Consider the following 20678-nt stretch of genomic DNA (forward strand, 5'->3'; position numbering starts at 1 on the left):
TTTCTGCATATGTCTGAAGAAATTAAGATGCCCGCATTGGGCGAATCTGTTAATGAAGGAACAGTCACCACCTGGCTTAAGCAGGTAGGCGATTCTGTCGAAGTTGACGAACCGATCGTTGAAGTGTCTACCGATAAGGTTGACACCGAAGTCCCGGCTCCAGCAGCTGGAATCCTGGAACGAATCGTCGTTAATGAGGATGAAACAGTAGACGTTGGCACAGTACTTGGTTACATTGGCGATGGTTCTGGCGCACAGGCTCAGTCTGATCAGCATCCTGCCACCAATGATGGCTCAGGTGAAGGCTCTCAGCCTCTACCACAAGCCGAAGCAGAAGCATCTGCACCAGCACGTGAAACCCCTGCCCCAGCAGGCAATGGAAGCGGCATTAATGTCTTAATGCCTGCCCTTGGCGAATCCGTTAACGAAGGTACCGTTACCACGTGGCTTAAGCACGTGGGCGATACTGTTGAAGAGGACGAACCAATTGTCGAAGTATCGACCGATAAGGTGGACACCGAAGTTCCAGCTCCAGCAGCCGGTGTCTTGACAAAGATTATTGTTAACGAAGACGAAACAGTCGAGGTTGGTACTGCACTTGCAGTTATTGGCGGATCTGCTGAAGAAGCACCTGCTATAGAGGCATCTGTTTCAGCTGAACCAGAATCAACTGAGTCGAAGCCGGCTGAAGTTCCAGCATCAGAGCCGAATCCTATTTCGGCTATTGGCGACAGTGGCAAGTCATCTTACGTGACGCCAATCGTGCGCAAGCTTGCCAAGGAACTCGGCGTTGAACTCACAACCGTCGAAGGCACTGGTGTTGGCGGACGGGTACGCCGTCAAGACATCGAAGCCGCCGCCGAAGCTGCCAAGCAGGCCGCACAAGCTACTCCGGTCGCACCGGCTGCAGCCTCTAGCCCAGTCATCACGCCAGCTACTGAATCAGTTAAGTCTGCTCTTGCTTCGAAGGCGCAGGAAGCTGCGTCGATGCGTGGCACGCGCCAGAAGATGACTGGCTTGCGCAAGACTGTTGCCAAGCGCATGGTTGAGTCGCTCCAGACTTCAGCACAGCTAACAACCGTCATGGAAGTTGATGTTACCCGGATCGTTAAACTCCGTGCTGCCGCAAAGGATGCGTTCTTGACTCGCGAAGGCGTCAAGCTAACATTCTTGCCGTTCTTTATCCAAGCAGCTACCGAGGCACTGAAGGCTCACCCGATTATCAACGCTTCAGTTGAAGGTAACGAGATCGTTTACCACAACGTCGAGCATGTTGGTATTGCGGTTGATACCCCGAAGGGTCTTTTCGTTCCGGTCATTAAGAATGCAGGCGATCTGAACATCGCTGGTATTTCCAAGGCTGTTGGCGATCTGGCTGCTCGCACACGTGACGGCAAGATCGGTGCTGATGAGCTAACTGGATCGACGTTTACAATCACTAACACAGGTTCTATTGGTGCGCTGTTCGATACTCCGATCATCAACCAACCAAATGTAGCTATCATGGGTACCGGAGCGATCTTCAAGGCACCAGCCGTAGTGAAGGATCAGGACGGAAACGAAGTCATCTCGATCCGTTCGAAGTGCTACCTCTCGATTTCCTACGATCACCGAATCGTTGATGGTGCAGATGCATCACGCTACCTACGCGATGTGAAGATGCGCCTAGAGGAAGCGGATTTCGCTGGCGAACTTGGATTGTAATCCATATATAACTGGAATATAACCGCAAGCTGGTGGGGCTACATCGAGATGTAGCCCCACCAGTCTTTTACGCCAGTGTGCAGCACGAGATACGGGGACGTATGATGTAGATGGCTCTGCGACGGCCTTTAATCCGTCACCTTAGCCTTCATATCTCTGATTGGAGTACTGTGAGTAGTTTTTCCGGCTACCGTGAGCTTCCCCGCTTAACCGGAATCGGCTATATTATTATTTCTTTTATCGGACGTTTTCCCATATCTATGACGGTAATAGGCGTGCTAACTCTTGTTACATCTGTTACGCAATCAGTTGCTCATGCCTCGCTAGCGTCCGCTGGTTTAGCAATTGCAACTGGTCTTTCCAGTCCGTTAATTGGTCGGTTAACCGATAATTATGGCCAACGATTACCGTTACTTGTCATAGCACCTGCAAACATTATCGCTCTATGTTCACTTGCGTTCCTCATTAGCTCAAGCACACCACTTTGGATCATCATTACATGTGCAGTTTTTGTTGGGCTAACAACTATTCCGTTAGGCGCGTTGGCTCGTGTGCGATGGTATCCCATTACGCGTGAGCAGCGTGAGCTATCTGCTGCACTATCGTGGGAATCAGTTGCAGATGAAATGGGATTTGTTTTTGGTCCGGCAATCGTAGGAGTTTTAGCTACAGCTCTTAATCCAAGGGCTCCGCTCATTGTTGCTGCTCTGATCGTTGCAACGTGTGTCATACCATTCGCGCTTTCACAGTTCTCGGTAGGCCCTGCGCTACACGGTACTGGCGAAAAGGCTCCGTCAATCACCAAAGTTTTACTCAACGTCCGAACACCACTGATAGCTATGCTCGCCCTAGGGATGTTTTTCGGAGCAGCCCAGACTTCGGTAACAGCATTTGCGCAATATCATGGGACACCAAGTTCGGCCGGATTGATATATGCAACTATGGGCCTCGGTGCTGCAATAACAGCATTGGGATCGGTCGGGTTACCAGATAAATTGACTCACACCAGCCGCATTGTTTTGGGCGGAGTTGGTTTGACTATCGGTGCTATTATTTGTGTGTTCGCGCCGACCCCTGTATTTCTGTCTCTTGCAGTATTTTTGTCCGGACTCGCAATAGGGCCAGTCTCGGTCGCGATCTTCACCTTGGCAGGTGCTCGCGCGCCGCAAGGCGGAGATGCGGTGGCAGTAACAGCTTTGGGTTCGGTTAACGTCTTAGGTGTTGCAACCTCTGCGTCTGTCACTGGCCAAATCGTTGGACACTCTGCCAGCTATGGTTTTTTGATTTGTTCGCTATGTGCAGCTCTCATCGCTATAGCTGCGATTGCTACTGACAAACAAAATATGACGAATTAACTTTGGAGCTTTACGCGCTGGTGACGTAAAATCAGCACTAGTGCCCTACGAATTAGAAAAAGGACGGTCATGGTAAAAAAGCGCAACGACGTCAAAGCCAAGAAGCCAAAGAAGAAGCGCTGGTATTCGTATCTCGCTGAAGCGTACAAGATCTCTCGGGAAACGTACTCGTGGACTCCTTTTGCTATTTTTGGACCACTTTTCGGTGGCATTGCCATCGGCGTTATTCTAGGCTTGGTAACTGGTAGTTGGATTATCTGGCCACTACTATTCACCTTGGTTTCCGTCACGGTCACGATGCTCATTCTGGTTGAGCTGGTCAAGCGAGCTTCATACGCCAAGATCGACGGAATCCCAGGCGCTGCAGCTGCTGTCATGGGGCAGATCAAGAGGGGCTGGATTATCAAAGAAGAGCCGGTCCGCTTTAACGCGCACACGCAAGATATGCTATTCCGCGCGATTGGCCGTCCTGGCGTAGTTCTGGTAACCGATGGCGATCGTAGTCGAACCGCAAAACTTGCTGAAGAAGAGAAGCGTTGGCTTAACCGTGTGGCTCCAGGCGTACCAATACACGTTATTTCAGTAGGACATGACGAAGATCAAACCCCGTTGCTCAAACTACAGCGAGCAATGCGCAAATTGCCGAAGGCGCTGAGCAATCAGGAAGTACAGAAGGTTTTCCAGCGGATTGACATGGTTAAGGTTAACAACATGGGTATTCCTAAGGGAATCGATCCATATAAGGCGCGTCCAGATCGCCGTGGAATGCGTGGTCGGTAAACATCTTTTTTATCTCACTATGTGGGGGTAGTTGTCTATGGCAGCTACCCCCACATTAGACTTAAGACGTAAAGTCATTGGTTTTGGAAGGACTTTTTGATGTTTTCATCAACAGATCAAGCACGCGAATATATTAAGAACGAACATATTGAATTCGTAGATATTCGATTTTGTGATTTACCGGGAATGATGCAACATTTCACGATCCCAGTAGATACTTTCAATCCGGATTCTTTGGACGAAGGTATCATGTTTGATGGCTCGTCAATTCGTGGTTTTACCGAAATACATGAATCTGATATGAAGCTTCTACCTGATCTATCATCAGCTTTTATTGATCCTTTCCGCCAAGCTAAAACTCTCGTTATCAATCACTTTGTTGTTGATCCTTTCACCAACGAACCATACGATCGTGATCCGCGAGTGATTGCTCAGCGTGCCGAGGACTATGTGCGCAGTACTGGCATTGCTGACACTGTCTACATCGGTGCGGAAGCAGAGTTCTTCGTCTTTGACGATATCCGCTTCGAGAACGTCCCACAGCGTTCCTTCTACTCTATTGATTCTAGCGAAGCGTTCTGGAATACCGGACGCGATGAAGACGGTCACAACCTTGGCTATAAGACAGAACAAAAAGCCGGCTACTTCCCAGTTGGACCGCACGATCAAATGGCAGACCTACGAGATACAATGACAAAGCTATGCCAGCAGGTTGGCCTGAAAATCGAACGTGCCCATCACGAAGTAGGGTCTGGCGGACAGCAAGAAATCAATTACCGCTTTGACACTTTGTTGACCGCAGGTGACGATTTAATGAAATTCAAGTACGTCATTAAGAATGCTGCCGTGAACGCTGGAAAAACGGCAACTTTCATGCCGAAACCGCTATTTGGAGACAACGGATCTGGTATGCACTGTCATCAGTCATTGTGGAAGAACGGTGAACCACTTTTTGCCGACGAACGCGGATACGGCGGCCTGTCTGACCTTGCTCGGTGGTACATTGGTGGCTTGTTAGAGCACGCCCCATCCTTGCTAGCGTTTACTAACCCTTCGGTTAATTCATTCCACCGGCTAGTCCCTGGCTTCGAAGCGCCAGTGAACTTGGTCTACTCAGCTCGTAATCGATCAGCCTGCATCCGTATCCCGGTTTCTGGAGGAACCTCGGCTAAAGCAAAGCGAATCGAATACCGTACCCCGGATCCATCTGCCAACCCGTATCTGGCTTTCGCGGCCCAAGTGATGGCTGGTATCGACGGAATCAAACGGCGTATTGAACCTGCAGCGCCAATTGACAAAGATTTGTACGAGCTTCCGCCGGAAGAACACGCACAGATCCCGCAACTTCCGGCTACTCTTGACGACGCCTTGCGCGCTCTCGAAGCAGATCACGACTACCTCACTGAAGGTGGTGTCTTTAGTGAGGATATTATTCGTACCTGGATCGACTACAAGATGAAGATGGAAATTGAGCCACTTCGCCAGCGTCCTCACCCATTTGAATACCAGCTGTATTACGGCCTGTAAATATCCATCCAACGCTCGATTTCAAAACCCTGTGCCAGGCTCCCCTCTACCACGGCAATTCCCGTGTTCTGGAGGCGGGTCTGGCGCATTTGTTGAGTGATGCCATTAGCCCGCATGCCAACCCAATAAGTGATCATCGCAGCGTGCGCCACAATGACTGGCCGCTTTGCACCCGATTCTTCGATCTCTCGCACAACTGCATCGAAACGTTCAAGTGTTTGCCGACCATTATCGCCACCGCCTAGAGGAACATCAAGTTGTCCTTTCCCCCACGCCATCATTGTTCCGATATATTCCTGCATGGCTGCTGGATCAGTTTTCCCTTCTAAGGACCCTGCGGCAACTTCGCGTAAGCCGGCGCGCGCTATGGGAGTAAGATTCAGCTGCGTAGCTAACGGTGTAGCCGTCTGTTCAGTCCGTAACGTATCTGAACGCCAGATCGCGTCAGGCTGATATTTCACTAGCTCTGCAACGACGTCGTTCGCTTGTGCCCAACCAAGTTCAGTTAGTGCCTGTCCCGGCACTACTGTGTCAATAGCGCCCCGTTCGTTAGCATGAGTCTGTCCGTGCCTAACAAGTATAAGCTTCATTATTTCTCCCATTATCGTCTGCTATTTTTCGTCATAAAATATCTTATTCGTCACAGTTCGTGCGCGTCTAGAGGCGCGCAGGTATTGCTCAGAAAAATCGTGGCTTTGTTGCTGAGGTAGCCGAATAATTGCTGCTATAAGCTGCAACACAGCAGGATCGTCTGGGACGACATCGACATTTAGTCCAGTCTTCCCGGTTGCTAATACGTTAAGATCACGAATCAACGACGCACGATCCCAAGCTTCGATCAGCACACGAGCATCATCAGGATGTAGTAACCCGCATCTAGAAGCTTCTCGGATTGTTTTGATAGTTGATGGGCATCGTAGCTCGGGATAGCGTCCGGCATTCATCAGCTGAATAAGTTGCGCCGTCCATTCAACATCAGCTAGTCCTCCACGCCCGAGTTTTACATGTCGGCTCGGGTCAATTCCACGTGGAATTCGTTCCTTCTCCATCCGTATTTTCAACATCTGAATCTCACGTATATCATGTGGGCTCACACCATTTGCCGGGTAACGGAAACTGTTTATAGATGCAAACCAAGCACTGGCTACTTCCTTGTCGCCACAACAGTATCGTGCACGTAGCAGGGCTTGACGTTCCCAAGCGCTACCCCAGCGCTCGTAATAAGCGCGATACGATTCAACAGACCGGGCGATAGCGCCCTGTTTCCCTTCTGGTCTCAACTGGATATCGGTGACAATCACTGGCTCACTGCCAGTGCTCTTTAACAAAGCTAACGTCTCAGCGGCAACCCTTGTAGCTTCCGCGAGCGCATCGTCGTCGGTAGCCCCTGAAGCAGGCTCATAGACAAAAATCACGTCTGCGTCCGAAACGTATCCAATTTCTTGGCCACCTAAGCGCCCCAACGCAATGATCGCATAACGGGCGTCATGGGCAGTGTCGTGTTGCGCCGCAATTAAGGCTGCAGAAATCGCTAAATCGGTAATGTCGCTTAATGCGACGCGAACCTGCTGCGGAGTTGTTATGCCAAGTGTCTGTCCGATAGCCATACGTAGCATTTCCCGACGGCGGAGGTATCGTCCGGCCATCGCTTTACTGAGCGGAGTGTTCCGGCGTTTGAGAAGCGCATGTAGCTCGTCGGTTAAATCGGCGGGACTGCGAGGGCTTAGCAACCCATCGTCGTCAAGCCAAACAATAGCTTCTGGCAATGTGGGCAACATCTGAGCTATATAACGCGAGGTAGCAAGTAGGTACGCTAGGCGGGGAGCAACGAGTGCGCTATCTCTCAACAAGCGCATATACCATGATGTCGAACCGAGTTTCTCAGAAACATCACGGAAAGCGTTCAACCCATGATCTGGTTCAGTTGCTTGTGCCATCCAGCCGATCATAGCTGGCAAGACATGCCGTTGGATACTAGCAGTACGCGATAGTCCTTGAGTCAGAGCACGTAGATTGCGGAGGGCAGAATGCGGATCTTTAAATCCAATTGCAGATAATCGTTCTCGCGCTGCGTGTTCTTCAAGCACAACATTATCTGGGTCAAGCGATGCAAGCGATGGTAGCAACGGATGATAGAACATTGCGGTGTGTAGTTGCCGCACTTCATGACGGATACGTTGCCATTGGTTTTCGAGCCCTTGCGAATCATAGCTCATCGCAGCCGCAACACGGCCTAACCGCGATAACGGTGGAATATCGTGGCTTCGTCGCAGACGCTGGAGCTGGATTCGATGCTCTAGCGTCCGCAAGAAACGATAGTGATGGTCGAGTTTACCACCTGTTTCTCGGCCTATATATCCGCCCTCAACTAAGGCACTGATAGCGTCGAGTGTTTTCGCTACTCGTATCGATGGATCGGTACGGCCATGGACTAGTTGCAGTAGTTGTACCGTAAATTCAATATCGCGTAAGCCTCCCGGTCCTAACTTTAACTGTCGATCCGCAATTTCCCGACGCAAATGTGCTTCGACACGTTGCCGCATATGTCGCACACTATCTACGAAGCCCTCTCTATTAGCCACCTCCCAGACTAACGGGTTTACGATATCCATATATCGTTGCGATGCTTCATCATCAGAATCAAGTGGTCGCGCTTTAAGAAGAGCTTGGAATTCCCAAGGCTGAGCCCATCGTTCATAGTAGGCTTTATGGGACTCCACGGTTCGCACTAGCGGCCCGTTTTTCCCTTCTGGCCGTAAGTTTGTGTCAAGTTCCCAAAGAGCTGGGATTGGTCCAGGACTGCTAATGGCGTGGGTAAGCCAAGACGCGATTGTTGTTCCGATCCGGATTACTTCAGTGTCAGACACCTCTGGGTGTGACGGTTCGGCAATATAAATAACATCAACATCAGAAACATAGTTAAGCTCACGGGCACCTGTTTTACCCATTGTAATGATGGAAAAATCAATAAGATTGGCACTAGGAATGAACCGATGAGCGAGGTTAAGGGCAGCTTGGAGCGTCTGGTCTACTAGTTGTGTTATCAGTTCACTGGCGGTAGAAACAAAAGCCACTGGATCGTCAGCAGTCAGATCGTACGCGGCAATCGTTATGAGCCGGCGGTAATAGGCTAATCTCAGTTCCTCGATCTGATTTTTCTCTGTCGGACTATATGATACCGACAACGGAGCGTCAGGTTGCTCGTGAAGTGTGTCAAGCAGATGCGGATGCACAACGAGCAAATCCGCGAGCGCGCTGGAAAATCCCATAATCGCACCGAGACGGTGGCACGAGACTGGATCAGCTGCGATTTGTGACCACAGTGCTTGGGTGGCTGGCGTCAGTGATTCAACGAGCCGAGCCAAGTTGATCTTGGCCAATTCTGGATCTGCTACGTACTGAAAGAATTCTGGGCTCAAGGCAGGCATCAGTAATAAAGCCTACGTTCGAAATCTGTTATTTGTTGCCGGTATTCATACCATTCGCGTTCTTTATTTCGTAAAAAGAAGTCGAAAGCGTCCTCGCCAAGCGTGGTCGCAACAAGTTCTGATTCTCGTGCAAGCGTTATCGCTGAGTGTAACGACGACGGCAATTCACCTATGCCCATAATATGACGTTCTTGATCGGACAAGGCGTTGATATTTGTATCGACAGACTCAGGCACCTCGTAATCATTCTCGATGCCCGATAGCCCAGCATTGAGGATGACAGCGAACGCCAAATACGGGTTTGCTGCGGAGTCTAACGCCCGATATTCGATACGTGCACTATGGCCTTCTTTGGCGGAAAATGTTGGTACGCGCACGAGTGCACTGCGATTAGTTTTCCCCCAGGCAATGTATGCTGGTGCTTCATCCCCTGCCCATAACCTCTTATAGGAATTGACATGTTGGTTGGTTATTGCTGAGATTTCCCGGGAGTGATGGAGAATTCCAGCGACAAATTTTGCCCCTGTTTCCGATAATTGATATTCGCGCAGTGGATCGTAGAAAGCATTCGTATTACCTTCAAAAAGCGACATATGAATATGTAAGCCATTGCCAGGATGGTGAATGAGTGGTTTCGGCATAAAGGATGCTTCGACGCCTTGTGTTATTGCAACGTGTTCGACGACGGCGCGCAGACTCATTAGATTATCTGCCATTGTTAGGGAGTCAGCTACCCGCAAATCAATTTCGTTTTGCCCCGGACCGGCTTCATGGTGCGAAAACTCTACCGGGATTCCAAGCTGTTCAAGTTCATGAATGGCTTGGGCGCGGAAACTTTGTGCCAGTGGGCGCGAGACATGATCAAAATACGATCCATGGTCAATAGGTACCGGTTCCCCGTTAGGATCTTGTTCGTGTTGGAACAAATAGAACTCTACTTCCGGGTGAACATGAAAGGTGAAACCTAGTTTTGCTGCCCGGTCGATTGCACGCCGTAGAACTCCACGCGGGTCAGAGCGAGCTGGCTGATCATCTGGAGTATGGATATCACAAAACATGCGGGCACATTTCTCACCTGATTCGTCCCACGGCAAAATGTGGAACGTTGAAGCATCTGGTTTTATCACCATATCTGCCTCATGGATACGCGACAGCCCTTCGACTGCTGACCCATCGAATCCAATCCCTTGCGTGAAAGCACCCTCAACTTCGGCAGGCGGAATCGCAACCGATTTCAATGTTCCTGAGACGTCAGTAAACCACAAGCGGATAAACTTAATATGATTATCTTCAATCATGGAAATGACATGCTCTTGTTGCTGATCCATCGGTGCCTCCCGCGTTACATACATCTTTCTATATTGTGCCATTACATAGACCCAACAAGCTATAGAACTTAACCGTAATGGACTAGAATAGTACCTATTAAAAGGAAAGGTTCTACTTATGACGATTAAGCGTGTGCGTGCTCATCATCTCGCTCAGATGAAGGCTGAAGGTACGCCAATAACAATGCTCACATCCTATGATGCGATAACTACTCGGATCTTTGACGAAGCCGGCACTGACATGTTGCTCGTTGGTGATTCCTACGCGAACGTGATGCTCGGCTACAATTCAACAACCCAGGTGACCATCGATGACATGGTCTTAGCTACCGGAGCGGTTGCTCGGAATGCAAAACGTGCGTTCGTAGTTGCTGATCTTCCATTTGGAGCATATGAAACCTCGCCAACAGATGCTATTGCAAATTCAGTGAAGTTAATTCGTGCAGGCGCGTCTGCAGTCAAACTTGAAGGTGGCGTACGGATGGCTTCCACTATCCGTGCAATTGTTAATGCTGGTATCAACGTGGTAGCTCATGTTGGATATACGCCACAATCTGAAAATGCTCTTGGTGGACCGCGGGTACAAGGCCGTGGCGATAAAGCAGAACAGATACGGCGTGATGCGCGAGCTGTTGAAGAAGCCGGCGCGATCGCCGTCGTTCTCGAATTGGTCCCGGCGCCTATTGCCACTGAAATCACTCACGAACTAACGATCCCTACAATTGGAATTGGTGCTGGGGAAAACACTGATGGACAGGTTCTAGTCTGGACTGACATGGCTGGCATGACTGACTGGCAACCATCGTTTGTGAAAGTGTTTGGCGAAGTTGGTACTGCTCTCAAAAATGCGGCTGAAGCCTACAATGCTGCTGTTCGCTCGCGCTCTTTCCCAGATGATGACCACCGGTTCAACCACTAGGCCGAATAACTCATTGTTAAACCTCATCAACAGCAAATAAAGATTAGAATACGAGATATGCACGATCAACATTTCCTCACCCCAGGTACTCTCTCCCCACAACGGCACGTTCCTGAATCAATCGAACGCCCGGAATACATGTTCCATGATGGCCCCGAAGTCGTCACCGCATCTGATGTCAAGGATGCCGAAACTATTGAAAAAATTCGTATTTCTTCGCAAATTGCAGCTGACGCCCTCTACTTGGCTGGCGCAGCAGTTCGCCCTGGAGTGACAACGGATGAGCTTGATCGTATTGCGCATGAATACATGTGCGACATGGGAGCATATCCATCTTGTCTAGGTTATATGGGTTTTTCTAAATCGATTTGTACCTCCGTTAATGAAGTCATTTGCCACGGTATCCCAGATTCAACCGAGCTACGCGAAGGCGATATCATCAATCTAGATGTCACTGCCTACAAGAACGGCGTTCATGGCGATACGAATGCGATGTTTTACGCCGGCGAAGTAGACCAAGAATCACGTGACTTGTGCGAGCGCACCTACAACGCCATGATGCGCGGTATTAAAGCCGTTAAACCTGGCCGCCGCGTTAATGTGATTGGACGTGTCATCGAATCTTATGCGAAACGCTTCGGGTACGGTGACGTTGAAGATTTCACTGGCCACGGCGTCGGCGAAGCTTTCCATTCTGGTTTGATTATTCCGCATTACGATTCTGCACCAAATTTTGACGACGAAATAAAAGTTGGCATGGTTTTTACAGTAGAGCCTATGCTTACTCTCGGAACTCAAAAGTGGGATCAGTGGGATGACGGCTGGACAGTAGTAACTGCGGATCGTAAGCGGACCGCGCAATGGGAGCATACAATCGTTGTCACGGAAACTGGTGCTGAGATTTTGACGCTCCCCACCCAAGGGCAGGCCTCACCAGCGATGCCAACCGTATAGTTCATTAATGTTTTCAAAGGAGAAACCATGGATCAAAAGCTAGCAAACGTTGCTATCGGGGTCGATATCGGCGGCTCTGGAATTAAAGGTTCAGTTGTCAAACTCGAAACCGGGGAACTGATCGGAGACGAGTTCCGGATACCAACTCCAGAAAACGCTGCACCCGAGGTAATCGCAGATATCGTACGCCAGGTAGTGGAGCATTTTGATACCTCGGTAGACACTCCGGTTGGGGTCACATTCCCCGCTCCAGTTATCAATGGCGTCTGCCCGATGATTGCCAATCTTAACCAAGATTTCGTTGGCATGAACGTTTCAGACCTGATGACTACACATGTTGGCCGCCCAGTTGTTGTTCTGAACGACGCCGATGCTGCCGGTCTTGCGGAAGCCGAATTCGGCGCAGCACACAGCCAAGACGGCACAACTATTGTGTTGACGTTAGGAACTGGTATTGGTTCAGCGTTGGTGCGCGATGGTGTACTTGTGCCGAATACTGAGATGGGGCATTTGCTGTTACCTAATGGTCTCGAAGCCGAAAAGTGGGCAGCCTCGTCCATTCGTACAAAGGAAAATCTGTCGCTTGAGCAGTGGGCCACTAGGTTGCAAGATGTCCTTAATATGGTCGAGATGCTCTTCTCCCCCGATACACTCATCTTGGGTGGTGGAATTTCAACGCGTTTTGCAGAGTTCTCCGGATTCCTGTCTACTCGCGCCGATCTTGAACCGGCCCGGTTATTTAATACTGCGGGAATTGCGGGAGCTGCGCTCGTAGCATCGCAAGAAGCGCAAGACTGAAGAAAAACTCGTTAGACGCGTGGGATAGTGAGCATCAGCTCGCTATCCCATGCGTCTTCGTAAAAGGCGAATGAGTTGGCCGATACGCCGGGTTTTGTCCGCTTGAAAAACAAGCGTGGCGACCATCCATCTAGGCTTATCGTTACCAATAAGCTCAAGCAACCTACCCGCGTGCTCAACGGGACACCTTAACGCACGCTACTCGGTCTTGCTCTCGGTGGGGTTTACCATGCCGCAACGATCGCTCGCTGCGCGGTGAGCTCTTACCTCGCCCTTTCACCCTTACCGCGTTGCCGCGGCGGTTTACTTTCTGTGGCACTAGCCTGCGGGTCACCCCGAGTGGATGTTATCCACCACCGTTCCCTGTAGAGCCCGGACGTTCCTCGGGAGCTTGACGCTCACGCGGCCGCCTAGCCAACTCATTCGCATCTGCATCTTACCTCAGCTTTGCATAAACTGGGTACGTGCTTATTCTTTTACCGCCTTCTGAGGGCAAATCATCACCAGCAACCGGACCCTCACTTGAGCTAGATTCACTGAGCTTTCCGGAATTATCTGCTACCCGCGCGTCGCTGATTGATGAACTGATAGCCGTATCACAACGCGACGATGCTCTCGATATTTTGAAAGTTGGTGTACGAGTAGCCAACGACGTAGCTCGCCAAGCTGACTTGTGGAACGCACCTTGTGCACCTGCATATGAGGTTTATTCTGGGGTGCTCTTTAACGCGATGGACATGCCTCATGCCCATACGGCAGACTTGAACCGAGCTAATCAGCATGTCCTCATCTTTTCGGGGCTATTCGGCGTTAATCGTCCTGCTGATATAATTCCAGCCTATCGGCTAGCTATGGGTATTTCGTTGCCGCAGTCAGGAAATACGAAAACGCTATGGAAAAAGGCGTTGGCAGGTGCAGATTTTGGCGAGCAAGATTTAGTTATTGATGCGCGTTCTAGCGCGTACCGAGTGTGGGATCCACCCACGCAGGCTGACCACGTCGTCGTCAATGCAGTTCGAATCAAAAACGGAAAACGTGCCGTAGTCTCACATAATGCTAAACGCTACCGCGGTCTGCTCGCTGGCGAGCTCATTCGTAATGAAGAAATGCCGAACGACGCCGAAGAATTGGCCGATTTCGCTCATATTCTAATCGACCGTGGGCTCATCACCAGTGTTGAGCTAGACCCGCCGGGCAAGACTCGGGCCCTTACTCTAGTGGAAAATCTCGATCTCTGATAATGATGCAATCGTAGTCTTCGGAGATATGGAACTGGTCTGGTTCTGCCTGGCGAATCTGGGCTATTTCGATAGGTGACAGTGCTACTCCCCCGCTCGTTGTTCCGTCTGGGCGCAACGCGATAACAGTTAGACCACCACTGTGCTGTGCACGCTCATAGGCTTGTTTGAGTTCGTTTGCCAGTGGCCGGTAGATCGAGTCACGGCGTAGTTCAAGATCGGTTATGTCGCGTTGAATAAGAACGACTTCTTCTTCGAGCTGAGATCGTTTTTCCACCAGCGATTTATTCAAAAATTCTCGACGGCCGAGTGCATCAGCACGCGTATTTTCTGCATCCTCTAACTGTTGGAGGTAGTCGAATTCAGTTTCTTCCCGCTGGGCAAGTTGTTGCCTGTTCGTATCGATTTCGCTTTGTAACGTCAGAAGCTGGCGCGAATCCATACCAATGCCAGCATTGAGACGGGATTCCTTATCGACGACGACGACACGCAGTTCCTCACTACGCGCACTGGCCTCTTCGAGTGCTTGCTGGATCTGAATCGTATTGTGCTCAACATCGAGAATCTCTCGTCCCACTGCTGCGATCATGTTCATCAATTCGCTGATCTCAGATCGCAACGGGTGCTGACTATCCTCACGGCGAAGCCGCGTGAGCTGAGAATCGAGGGTCACTACGTCAAGGAGTGATAATTGGTCTGCTCGAGGCGCGTAGTACATGATGAGATCCTATCGGTAACTAGTTATAGACAAAGTGACCATGGATCGGTCACGAGAGTAGAAATATATGTCTCAATGCCATCAATACCAGATATTGCCTGAACCATTGCCGGCAGTACCGGCCATTCGGAAGCAAAATGTGTCAATCCAATAAGTGAACATCCGCCAGCCCATAAATGATCAGATGCCGGATGATGGCGAAGATCCGCACAAATATAAACATCAGCTTTGGCTTGGTTTGCCGTCGACAAAAATGAATCTCCCGATCCTGGGGAGACCGCAACCGTACGGACAATTTTTCCCGGGTCTCCGCCAACGAGAATGCCTGGCGCTGTCTCTGGGATTAAGGCTTTAATTCGTTCGGCAAGCTCGCGAACTGACATCGTCATCGGTAATTCGCCTACTCGACCAATACCCAATTCTGGCTGGTTATCGTAGGGCTGGAGCGGGCGCATATTTTCCAAATTTAGCAGTGAGCCAAAAGCTACGGCCGAACCGGTAGCAGCTGCATCTGCATTAGTGTGGGCAGCGAACAACGCACAGTTGTTTTTAATAAGCTTATGTACCCACGATCCCTTCGCCGTCGACGTCGCTACAGTCGATGTGCCACGCAGATAAAGTGGATGGTGAGTGATAAGCATATCTGCGCCACGCTCAATAGCTTCGTCTACTGTTGCTTGGCATGGATCTACTGCAAATCCAATGCGGGACACGGGTTCCTGAGGGTCTCCAACAACTAATCCAACACGATCCCAATCTTCAGCTAGCCGAGCGGGAAAAGCGCACTCCATCGTGGCCATAACATCTGCAACAGTGATCGACATAACTCCACATTATCGTAAAAACTGGTTAAGAAAAAATGGGGGGGGAACTACCAAGTAGGTAGTCCCCCCTATAGGTTCTTTTAATGTTGCGGATTGTGGCCCTTAATTACCATTCCCATAATTCTCGCGTTGAATGCGATGAAGCGCGGGATCTGGCGCAACACGCTCTGTCGAAAACTGAGAACCTTCCGATCTGGCATGGGCGCTTTGGAAACGTCAAGGATTGGTTGAGCTGAGACGCTTTTTTCTGGTGTGTTATTCATAGTGGTTACTCCGGGATAAATGACCAGCCAAACTTGGCCTTTGCTTTATAAATGAACAGATAGTGGAGCATGAGTTTTACCCAATGCCCGTGCAAACCAATTTCGCCCTTGGTATGTTTCAGATCGCGCCCGGTTGGGTAACGATCGAAGTCTGGCACAATTGGACGCTGGGTCATCGCGGCGGCAGAACCCTTGAAGAGACCGGTTCCAGCTGACGCAACACAGGCTGCACCCATATCTGCCATAGAGGCGCGTTGCGCTGGGGCCTTCGGGTCTTTCAACCGGTTGGCGATTGTCACTGCAACTGCCTTACCCATCGCCCCAGATGGCATTCCGGTACGCGGTGGGGCTGGAGCGATTAGTGTGCCGTTCTTCGTCGTACGAGGCTTTGAGAGCTGATGCGGGGGCGCAAACGCAATGCCAACAGCGAAGATGTTGTCATAACCAGGAACTTGATACGTTGATGGCCAATCAGATGCTTTCCACTCTTCGTATGGTTTCTTGGTGTAGTCTGCATCGACTTTCATAAAGCCATTTGGCAAGAACATCTCTGATGTCTTGTCTTCGCCGTGACGCCCATAAGCTTTCAGACCTGCACCGCCGAACGGCGGCAACAGCATCGCAAAATCATAATGAAGTTCATGACGCTCACCATCAAGCGTTTCATAGTAAATGGTATCTTCATCAATCTTGTGCGGATGTGCACCGGTAATCGGTAGCACCCCGCGCTCACGATACAGAGATTCAGTAAGAATTCGGGCGTCAGTCTTATAACCGTTCTCCAAGAAAGTCATGCCACCAATACCGAAATCACCTAGTTCAGCTTCATTAGTGAAGTAAATGATGTCTGCCTTATCTCGAACACCAGCTTGACGGACAGTGTGTTCAACGTTGAACGTGTATTCGAAAGCTGCTCCTTCACAGGTACATGTACCGTGTCCAGTTCCGATGACGAGTGTTTGCCGCTGCCCCGCCTTCATTTTTGCAACGACTTTCTCGAGCTCTTTGGAAGCATGATCTGCGTGGTCTGCAGTACATACTGAAACAGTATTGCCAGCATCTGGCCCTAAACCTTCAGTAGCGCCGAAATTCAGCTTCGGACCCGTTGCGTTAATAACGAAGTCGTAGTAAATGTTTTCAGTTTGCCCACGACGCTGGTCAGATGTGTGCTCTACGGTAACAAATGGACGCGGATCTTCGCCTTTCCCATCAGGGTGCAATTCGGTTGCCCGTGCCTGCGTAAACTCAATCTTCTGCTTCTTGTACACCTTAGCGAGCGGGAAAAGAACTTTACTCTTTGGCATTTCCCCTGTTCCGACCCAAATATTTGATGGGATCCAATTCCACAGCGAATTGGGTGAAACTACGTGGATAGAATGCTTCTTTCCGACTAGTCGTTTTAGATGGAGCGCAGCAGTGTGCCCCGAAACGCCAGCGCCAAGTACAACGATCTTTGCCATCTTTACCTCCAAATCAGTGTTGCCTCGGTCACCTCTAACCATACAACCATAAATCTTTTACGTAAACTTGGCTCTGCTATTATACGGAATCGAGTTCAATACGCCTCAATTACATTAGTTGACTTTTCAATAGTTATGCATTAAATTATATCTTGTTGGTACGAAACAAAACTTTCGAATAGTAAAACTCGATTCTCATTAAGGACAACATATGACCACTCTTAAAGACCTCAACGGCAAGTTCATCATCGATTCCGCTCACTCCCGCCTTGGCTTCGTTGCCCGCCACGCAATGGTAACCAAAGTCCGTGGCAACTTCGACGAGTTCGAAGGATTTGCGGAGGGTGACGCTGCCGCACCAGAAAATGGTGTCATCGAAGTCAACATCAAGTCAGACTCAATCAACACTTCCAACTCGATGCGTGACAATCACCTTCGCTCCGATGACTTCTTCGGCTCTGACACCTACCCAACTATTACTTTCCGCTCAACCGATATCAAGGTTGTTGATGATGAGAAAGTTGAAATTACTGGTGATTTCACCATCCGCGGCACAACAAAGTCAATCACCATTCCATTCGAATTCGGCGGCGCAATTGTTGACCACGAGGGCAAGCTCCGTGTTGGCTTCGAAGGCGCCACAGACATCTCCCGCAAAGACTTCGGCATCACCTGGAACGGCGCACTCGAAGCTGGCGGCGTCATGGTTTCCGACAAGATCAAGCTTGAGCTTGAGCTCGCTTTGGTTAAAGAAGCCTGAGCTACTGTTTTAAAAATACGAAAATGACGACGTTGGGGCGCCATAACGGCGCCCCACTCGTCTAGTACGTCCTTCGAAAGGCCTTATCGTCATGTCCATGCAATTCGGCGTATTTTCCGTCTCTGATATCACAACTGATCCCACAACAGGCAAAACTCCATCCGAACACGAGCGAATTAAAGCAGCAGTAGAAATCGCCCAGCACGTCGAAGACGCTGGCTTGGACGTTTATGCCATCGGCGAACATCATAATCCGCCGTTCTTCTCTTCTTCTCCAACAACTATTCTCGGCTATATTGCTGCTTCAACGAAGAAAATTACGTTATCGACGTCGACAACCTTGATCACCACTAACGATCCGGTCAAAATCGCTGAAGATTACGCAATGTTGCAGCACCTTGCCGATGGCCGTGTTGATCTGATGATGGGCCGTGGTAACACCGGACCGGTCTATCCTTGGTTCGGCCAAGATATCCGGCAAGGCATTCCGCTCGCCGTCGAAAACTACGGTCTTCTGCGCCAGCTATGGGACAACTACGAAGTGAACTGGGAAGGAAAATTCCGCACTCCGCTACGCGGATTCACATCTACCCCGCGCCCCCTAGACAATGTTGCTCCGTTCGTCTGGCATGGCTCCATTCGTTCCCCCGAAATCGCTGAACTCGCAGCATATTATGGCGATGGCTTCTTCCATAACAATATCTTCTGGCCAATGAGCCACACCAAGCGCATGATCGCGTTATATCGTCAGCGTTATGCGCACTACGGGCACGGTACCGCACAGCAAGCAATCGTTGGCTTGGGTGGACAATTCTACATGGCGAAAGATTCCCAAACTGCTAAGCAGGAATTCCGTCCATACTTTGACAATGCTCCAGTCTACGGCCACGGTCCAACCATGGAAGAGTTCACATCGCAGACCCCGCTCACCGTTGGCTCGCCACAAGAAGTCATCGATCGCACGCTGGGCTTCCGTGAGCATGTGGGCGATTATCAACGCCAGCTATTCCTTATCGATCATGCTGGTTTGCCACTGGCAAAGGTCCATGAGCAGATCGACTATCTCGGTGAAATTGTCCCAGTGCTACGCAAGGAGTTCGACGCAATGCGCAAGCCAGGCGTACCAGATGCACCAACACATGCCGCTCGAGTAGCTGCACGCGGTCCTATCAAGCTTGACAGTAACGGCCAAGCAGTAGTTGACGACGTTACCGGTGGCTCATTTTACGAGCAACAAGATAACGACGACGCAGCGGTTCGCCATGCGGACAACCTCATTAACCCCCAAAAGTAAGAAGGAATACTAGTGAAAGTTGTTGTCGTTTCAGCTTCGCTCTCAGAGTCTTCAACTACAAGCACACTTGGGCGAAAACTCGCGCAAGCCACTGTCAACGCCGCGACGAATGCAACATTTTCGATTATCGAGCTACGCCATGCGGCAGTCGCGGTGACGAACGCCGTGCTCACTGGATTCCCATCGCCTGAGCTGGAAGCAGTGTTCGACGACGTCGCCCAGGCAGACGCAATCATCGCAGTAACTCCAGCTTATAACGCTTCGTATTCCGGGCTGTTCAAACTCTTCTTCGATGTGTTACCGGAAGATACGCTAAAAGGTAAGCCTGTGGCGATTGGAGTCACCGGTGGCACACCACGCCATTCATTGGTGACAGAACATGCAGTTCGGCCGCTATTTAGCTATCTACACGCCGTTGTTGCGCCAACAGCAGTATATGCCGCCACTGAAGACTTTGGCGTGGCGGCGTACGATTCAGATGGTCATGATGGCTCTGCGCTCGAACGCCGTATCAATCGGACTGGACAAGAACTGGCCAAGCTGGCGGATATCGCGGATAACAGTGCTAAGCCGCAAGCAACAAAATCGGATGACACTGATGACGCCACTTCGTTGTTCGCTGATTTCGCCCCATTCGATCAAATGTAATCGTATAAATAAATAGGAGGCTCACCCAAACGGGTGAGCCTCCTATTGTTGGTGGACCCTACCGGACTCGAACCGATGACACACGCGGTGTAAACGCGTTGCTCTACCAACTGAGCTAAGAGTCCGAGAGATAGCTTAGCCCGGATACGGACCTATGTCAAAATCAAAATTAACGAGAACGCGAAACTGTGATGCGGTACGCAGTCCAGTGAGAGCCAATCCCCATTGAACTAGTAACGGACATGCCCGCAGTCGTGGCCGCATCATTAACAATATCTGTTGGTACATGTAGCTTTTCCCGGGGAGCTGGAACCACGAGCCACACAACAGAAAGGTCGGAATCTAGCGACGCAGCTACATCAACGAGGTAATCAGTCAGATCATCTACATCACCATCATCGGAACGCCACCATGCCAGGACACCGTCGGCTACACCTCGATAATCTTCATCTTCAAGTTCAATACCTGTGGCGGTTTCGATAGCTTCACGTAGTTCGAATGCGACGTCGTCGTCATAACCGAACTCTTGAACAATCGCTCCTTGACCAAAACCGTATGCCTTGCCGGCAGTAGACCCGGACACCGGACCTTCCTTTCATGTGGTGGCTGTAAAGCCTGGGGAAAACATACAGATGTATGTCCAGTCACCATTCTAGGCAAGTCTTTACCCTCAGCGCATC

At 50.3% G+C, this 20678-nt stretch carries 19 protein-coding genes, 1 tRNA gene and 1 other RNA gene; 11 read left to right on the plus strand and 10 right to left on the minus strand.

Annotation, left to right across the window (positions count from 1 at the left end; genetic code table 11):
* Nucleotides 1-9: 9 nt before the first annotated feature.
* The 4 genes from sucB (at nt 10) to glnA (BLT51_RS07540) (ending at nt 5366) form a co-directional block, all read left to right on the plus strand.
* Nucleotides 10-1704, plus strand: a complete 1695-nt coding sequence (gene sucB / locus BLT51_RS07525; RefSeq protein ID WP_091281773.1) for a 2-oxoglutarate dehydrogenase, E2 component, dihydrolipoamide succinyltransferase — start codon at nt 10-12, stop codon at nt 1702-1704.
* A 170-nt stretch (nt 1705-1874) separates the two neighbouring features.
* Nucleotides 1875-3059 (plus strand): MFS transporter, encoded by a 1185-nt coding sequence (locus BLT51_RS07530; RefSeq protein WP_157672965.1) that lies wholly within the window; start codon nt 1875-1877, stop codon nt 3057-3059.
* Between the two features lie 69 nt (nt 3060-3128).
* Entirely contained in the window at nt 3129-3839 is a 711-nt protein-coding gene (locus tag BLT51_RS07535; protein WP_091281776.1) for a DUF4191 domain-containing protein, read from the plus strand.
* A gap of 99 nt (nt 3840-3938) precedes the next feature.
* Complete coding sequence (glnA, locus tag BLT51_RS07540) at nt 3939-5366, plus strand: type I glutamate--ammonia ligase (protein ID WP_091281778.1); 1428 nt, start codon at nt 3939-3941, stop codon at nt 5364-5366.
* Here the strand turns inward: glnA (BLT51_RS07540) and BLT51_RS07545 are convergent.
* From BLT51_RS07545 to glnA (BLT51_RS07555), 3 genes are read right to left on the minus strand one after another with little or no spacing between them, the layout of a single operon-like run.
* Nucleotides 5354-5956 carry a histidine phosphatase family protein gene (locus tag BLT51_RS07545; RefSeq protein ID WP_157672966.1) on the minus strand — a complete coding sequence of 201 codons (603 nt, stop codon included), beginning with the start codon at nt 5954-5956 and terminating at the stop codon, nt 5354-5356. The two genes, glnA (BLT51_RS07540) and BLT51_RS07545, sit on opposite strands and share 13 nt — an antisense overlap.
* A gap of 21 nt (nt 5957-5977) precedes the next feature.
* Nucleotides 5978-8794, minus strand: a complete 2817-nt coding sequence (locus BLT51_RS07550) for a bifunctional [glutamine synthetase] adenylyltransferase/[glutamine synthetase]-adenylyl-L-tyrosine phosphorylase (RefSeq protein WP_091281784.1) — start codon at nt 8792-8794, stop codon at nt 5978-5980.
* Nucleotides 8794-10122 carry a type I glutamate--ammonia ligase gene (gene glnA, locus BLT51_RS07555; protein WP_091282686.1) on the minus strand — a complete coding sequence of 443 codons (1329 nt, stop codon included), beginning with the start codon at nt 10120-10122 and terminating at the stop codon, nt 8794-8796. Before glnA (BLT51_RS07555) ends, BLT51_RS07550 begins: the two co-directional genes overlap by 1 nt.
* 118 nt (nt 10123-10240) lie before the next feature.
* Between glnA (BLT51_RS07555) and panB the strand changes: the two genes are divergently transcribed.
* From panB to ppgK, 3 genes are read left to right on the plus strand one after another with little or no spacing between them, the layout of a single operon-like run.
* The gene (gene panB, locus BLT51_RS07560; protein WP_091281785.1) at nt 10241-11041 is read left to right on the plus strand and encodes a 3-methyl-2-oxobutanoate hydroxymethyltransferase; all 801 of its coding nucleotides are present in this window, start codon (nt 10241-10243) and stop codon (nt 11039-11041) included.
* Between the two features lie 57 nt (nt 11042-11098).
* The gene (gene map / locus BLT51_RS07565) at nt 11099-11995 is read left to right on the plus strand and encodes a type I methionyl aminopeptidase (RefSeq protein WP_091281788.1); all 897 of its coding nucleotides are present in this window, start codon (nt 11099-11101) and stop codon (nt 11993-11995) included.
* Between the two features lie 27 nt (nt 11996-12022).
* Nucleotides 12023-12793 (plus strand): polyphosphate--glucose phosphotransferase, encoded by a 771-nt coding sequence (gene ppgK / locus BLT51_RS07570; protein WP_091281791.1) that lies wholly within the window; start codon nt 12023-12025, stop codon nt 12791-12793.
* Nucleotides 12794-12860: 67 nt separating this feature from the next.
* Here the strand turns inward: ppgK and rnpB are convergent.
* Nucleotides 12861-13215: RNase P RNA component class A (gene rnpB / locus BLT51_RS07575), an RNA gene on the minus strand.
* A gap of 42 nt (nt 13216-13257) precedes the next feature.
* Between rnpB and BLT51_RS07580 the strand changes: the two genes are divergently transcribed.
* A complete protein-coding gene (locus BLT51_RS07580; RefSeq protein WP_091281793.1) occupies nt 13258-14031 on the plus strand; it encodes a YaaA family protein in 774 nt (257 codons plus the stop codon).
* Here the strand turns inward: BLT51_RS07580 and BLT51_RS07585 are convergent.
* From BLT51_RS07585 to BLT51_RS07600, 4 genes are all read right to left on the minus strand, one after another.
* Nucleotides 14003-14749, minus strand: coding sequence for a zinc ribbon domain-containing protein (locus tag BLT51_RS07585; RefSeq protein ID WP_091281796.1), 747 nt, complete (start codon nt 14747-14749; stop codon nt 14003-14005). The two genes, BLT51_RS07580 and BLT51_RS07585, sit on opposite strands and share 29 nt — an antisense overlap.
* Nucleotides 14750-14772: 23 nt before the next feature.
* On the minus strand, nt 14773-15573 hold the full coding sequence (locus BLT51_RS07590) for a Nif3-like dinuclear metal center hexameric protein (protein WP_091281799.1): 801 nt from the start codon (nt 15571-15573) through the stop codon (nt 14773-14775).
* An 80-nt stretch (nt 15574-15653) separates the two neighbouring features.
* Entirely contained in the window at nt 15654-15836 is a 183-nt protein-coding gene (locus tag BLT51_RS07595; protein ID WP_091281801.1) for a hypothetical protein, read from the minus strand.
* A gap of 5 nt (nt 15837-15841) precedes the next feature.
* Complete coding sequence (locus tag BLT51_RS07600; protein ID WP_091281803.1) at nt 15842-17296, minus strand: NAD(P)/FAD-dependent oxidoreductase; 1455 nt, start codon at nt 17294-17296, stop codon at nt 15842-15844.
* 211 nt (nt 17297-17507) lie between these two features.
* Here BLT51_RS07600 and BLT51_RS07605 point away from each other — a divergent pair, with 211 nt between their 5' ends.
* The 3 genes from BLT51_RS07605 to BLT51_RS07615 all read left to right on the plus strand — a co-directional run bounded on the left by BLT51_RS07605 (nt 17508) and on the right by BLT51_RS07615 (nt 19998).
* Nucleotides 17508-18056, plus strand: a complete 549-nt coding sequence (locus tag BLT51_RS07605) for a YceI family protein (protein WP_091281806.1) — start codon at nt 17508-17510, stop codon at nt 18054-18056.
* Between the two features lie 91 nt (nt 18057-18147).
* On the plus strand, nt 18148-19350 hold the full coding sequence (locus tag BLT51_RS07610) for an LLM class flavin-dependent oxidoreductase (RefSeq protein ID WP_231943933.1): 1203 nt from the start codon (nt 18148-18150) through the stop codon (nt 19348-19350).
* 12 nt (nt 19351-19362) lie between these two features.
* The gene (locus BLT51_RS07615) at nt 19363-19998 is read left to right on the plus strand and encodes a CE1759 family FMN reductase (protein WP_157672967.1); all 636 of its coding nucleotides are present in this window, start codon (nt 19363-19365) and stop codon (nt 19996-19998) included.
* A 49-nt stretch (nt 19999-20047) separates the two neighbouring features.
* Here BLT51_RS07615 and BLT51_RS07620 read toward each other — a convergent pair.
* Nucleotides 20048-20123: transfer RNA gene (locus BLT51_RS07620), tRNA-Val, on the minus strand.
* Nucleotides 20124-20167: 44 nt separating this feature from the next.
* The gene (locus BLT51_RS07625; RefSeq protein WP_091281811.1) at nt 20168-20581 is read right to left on the minus strand and encodes a DUF3052 family protein; all 414 of its coding nucleotides are present in this window, start codon (nt 20579-20581) and stop codon (nt 20168-20170) included.
* Nucleotides 20582-20678 lie beyond the last annotated feature (97 nt).

This window comes from Arcanobacterium phocae (assembly GCF_900105865.1).
Taxonomy (GTDB): domain Bacteria; phylum Actinomycetota; class Actinomycetes; order Actinomycetales; family Actinomycetaceae; genus Arcanobacterium; species Arcanobacterium phocae.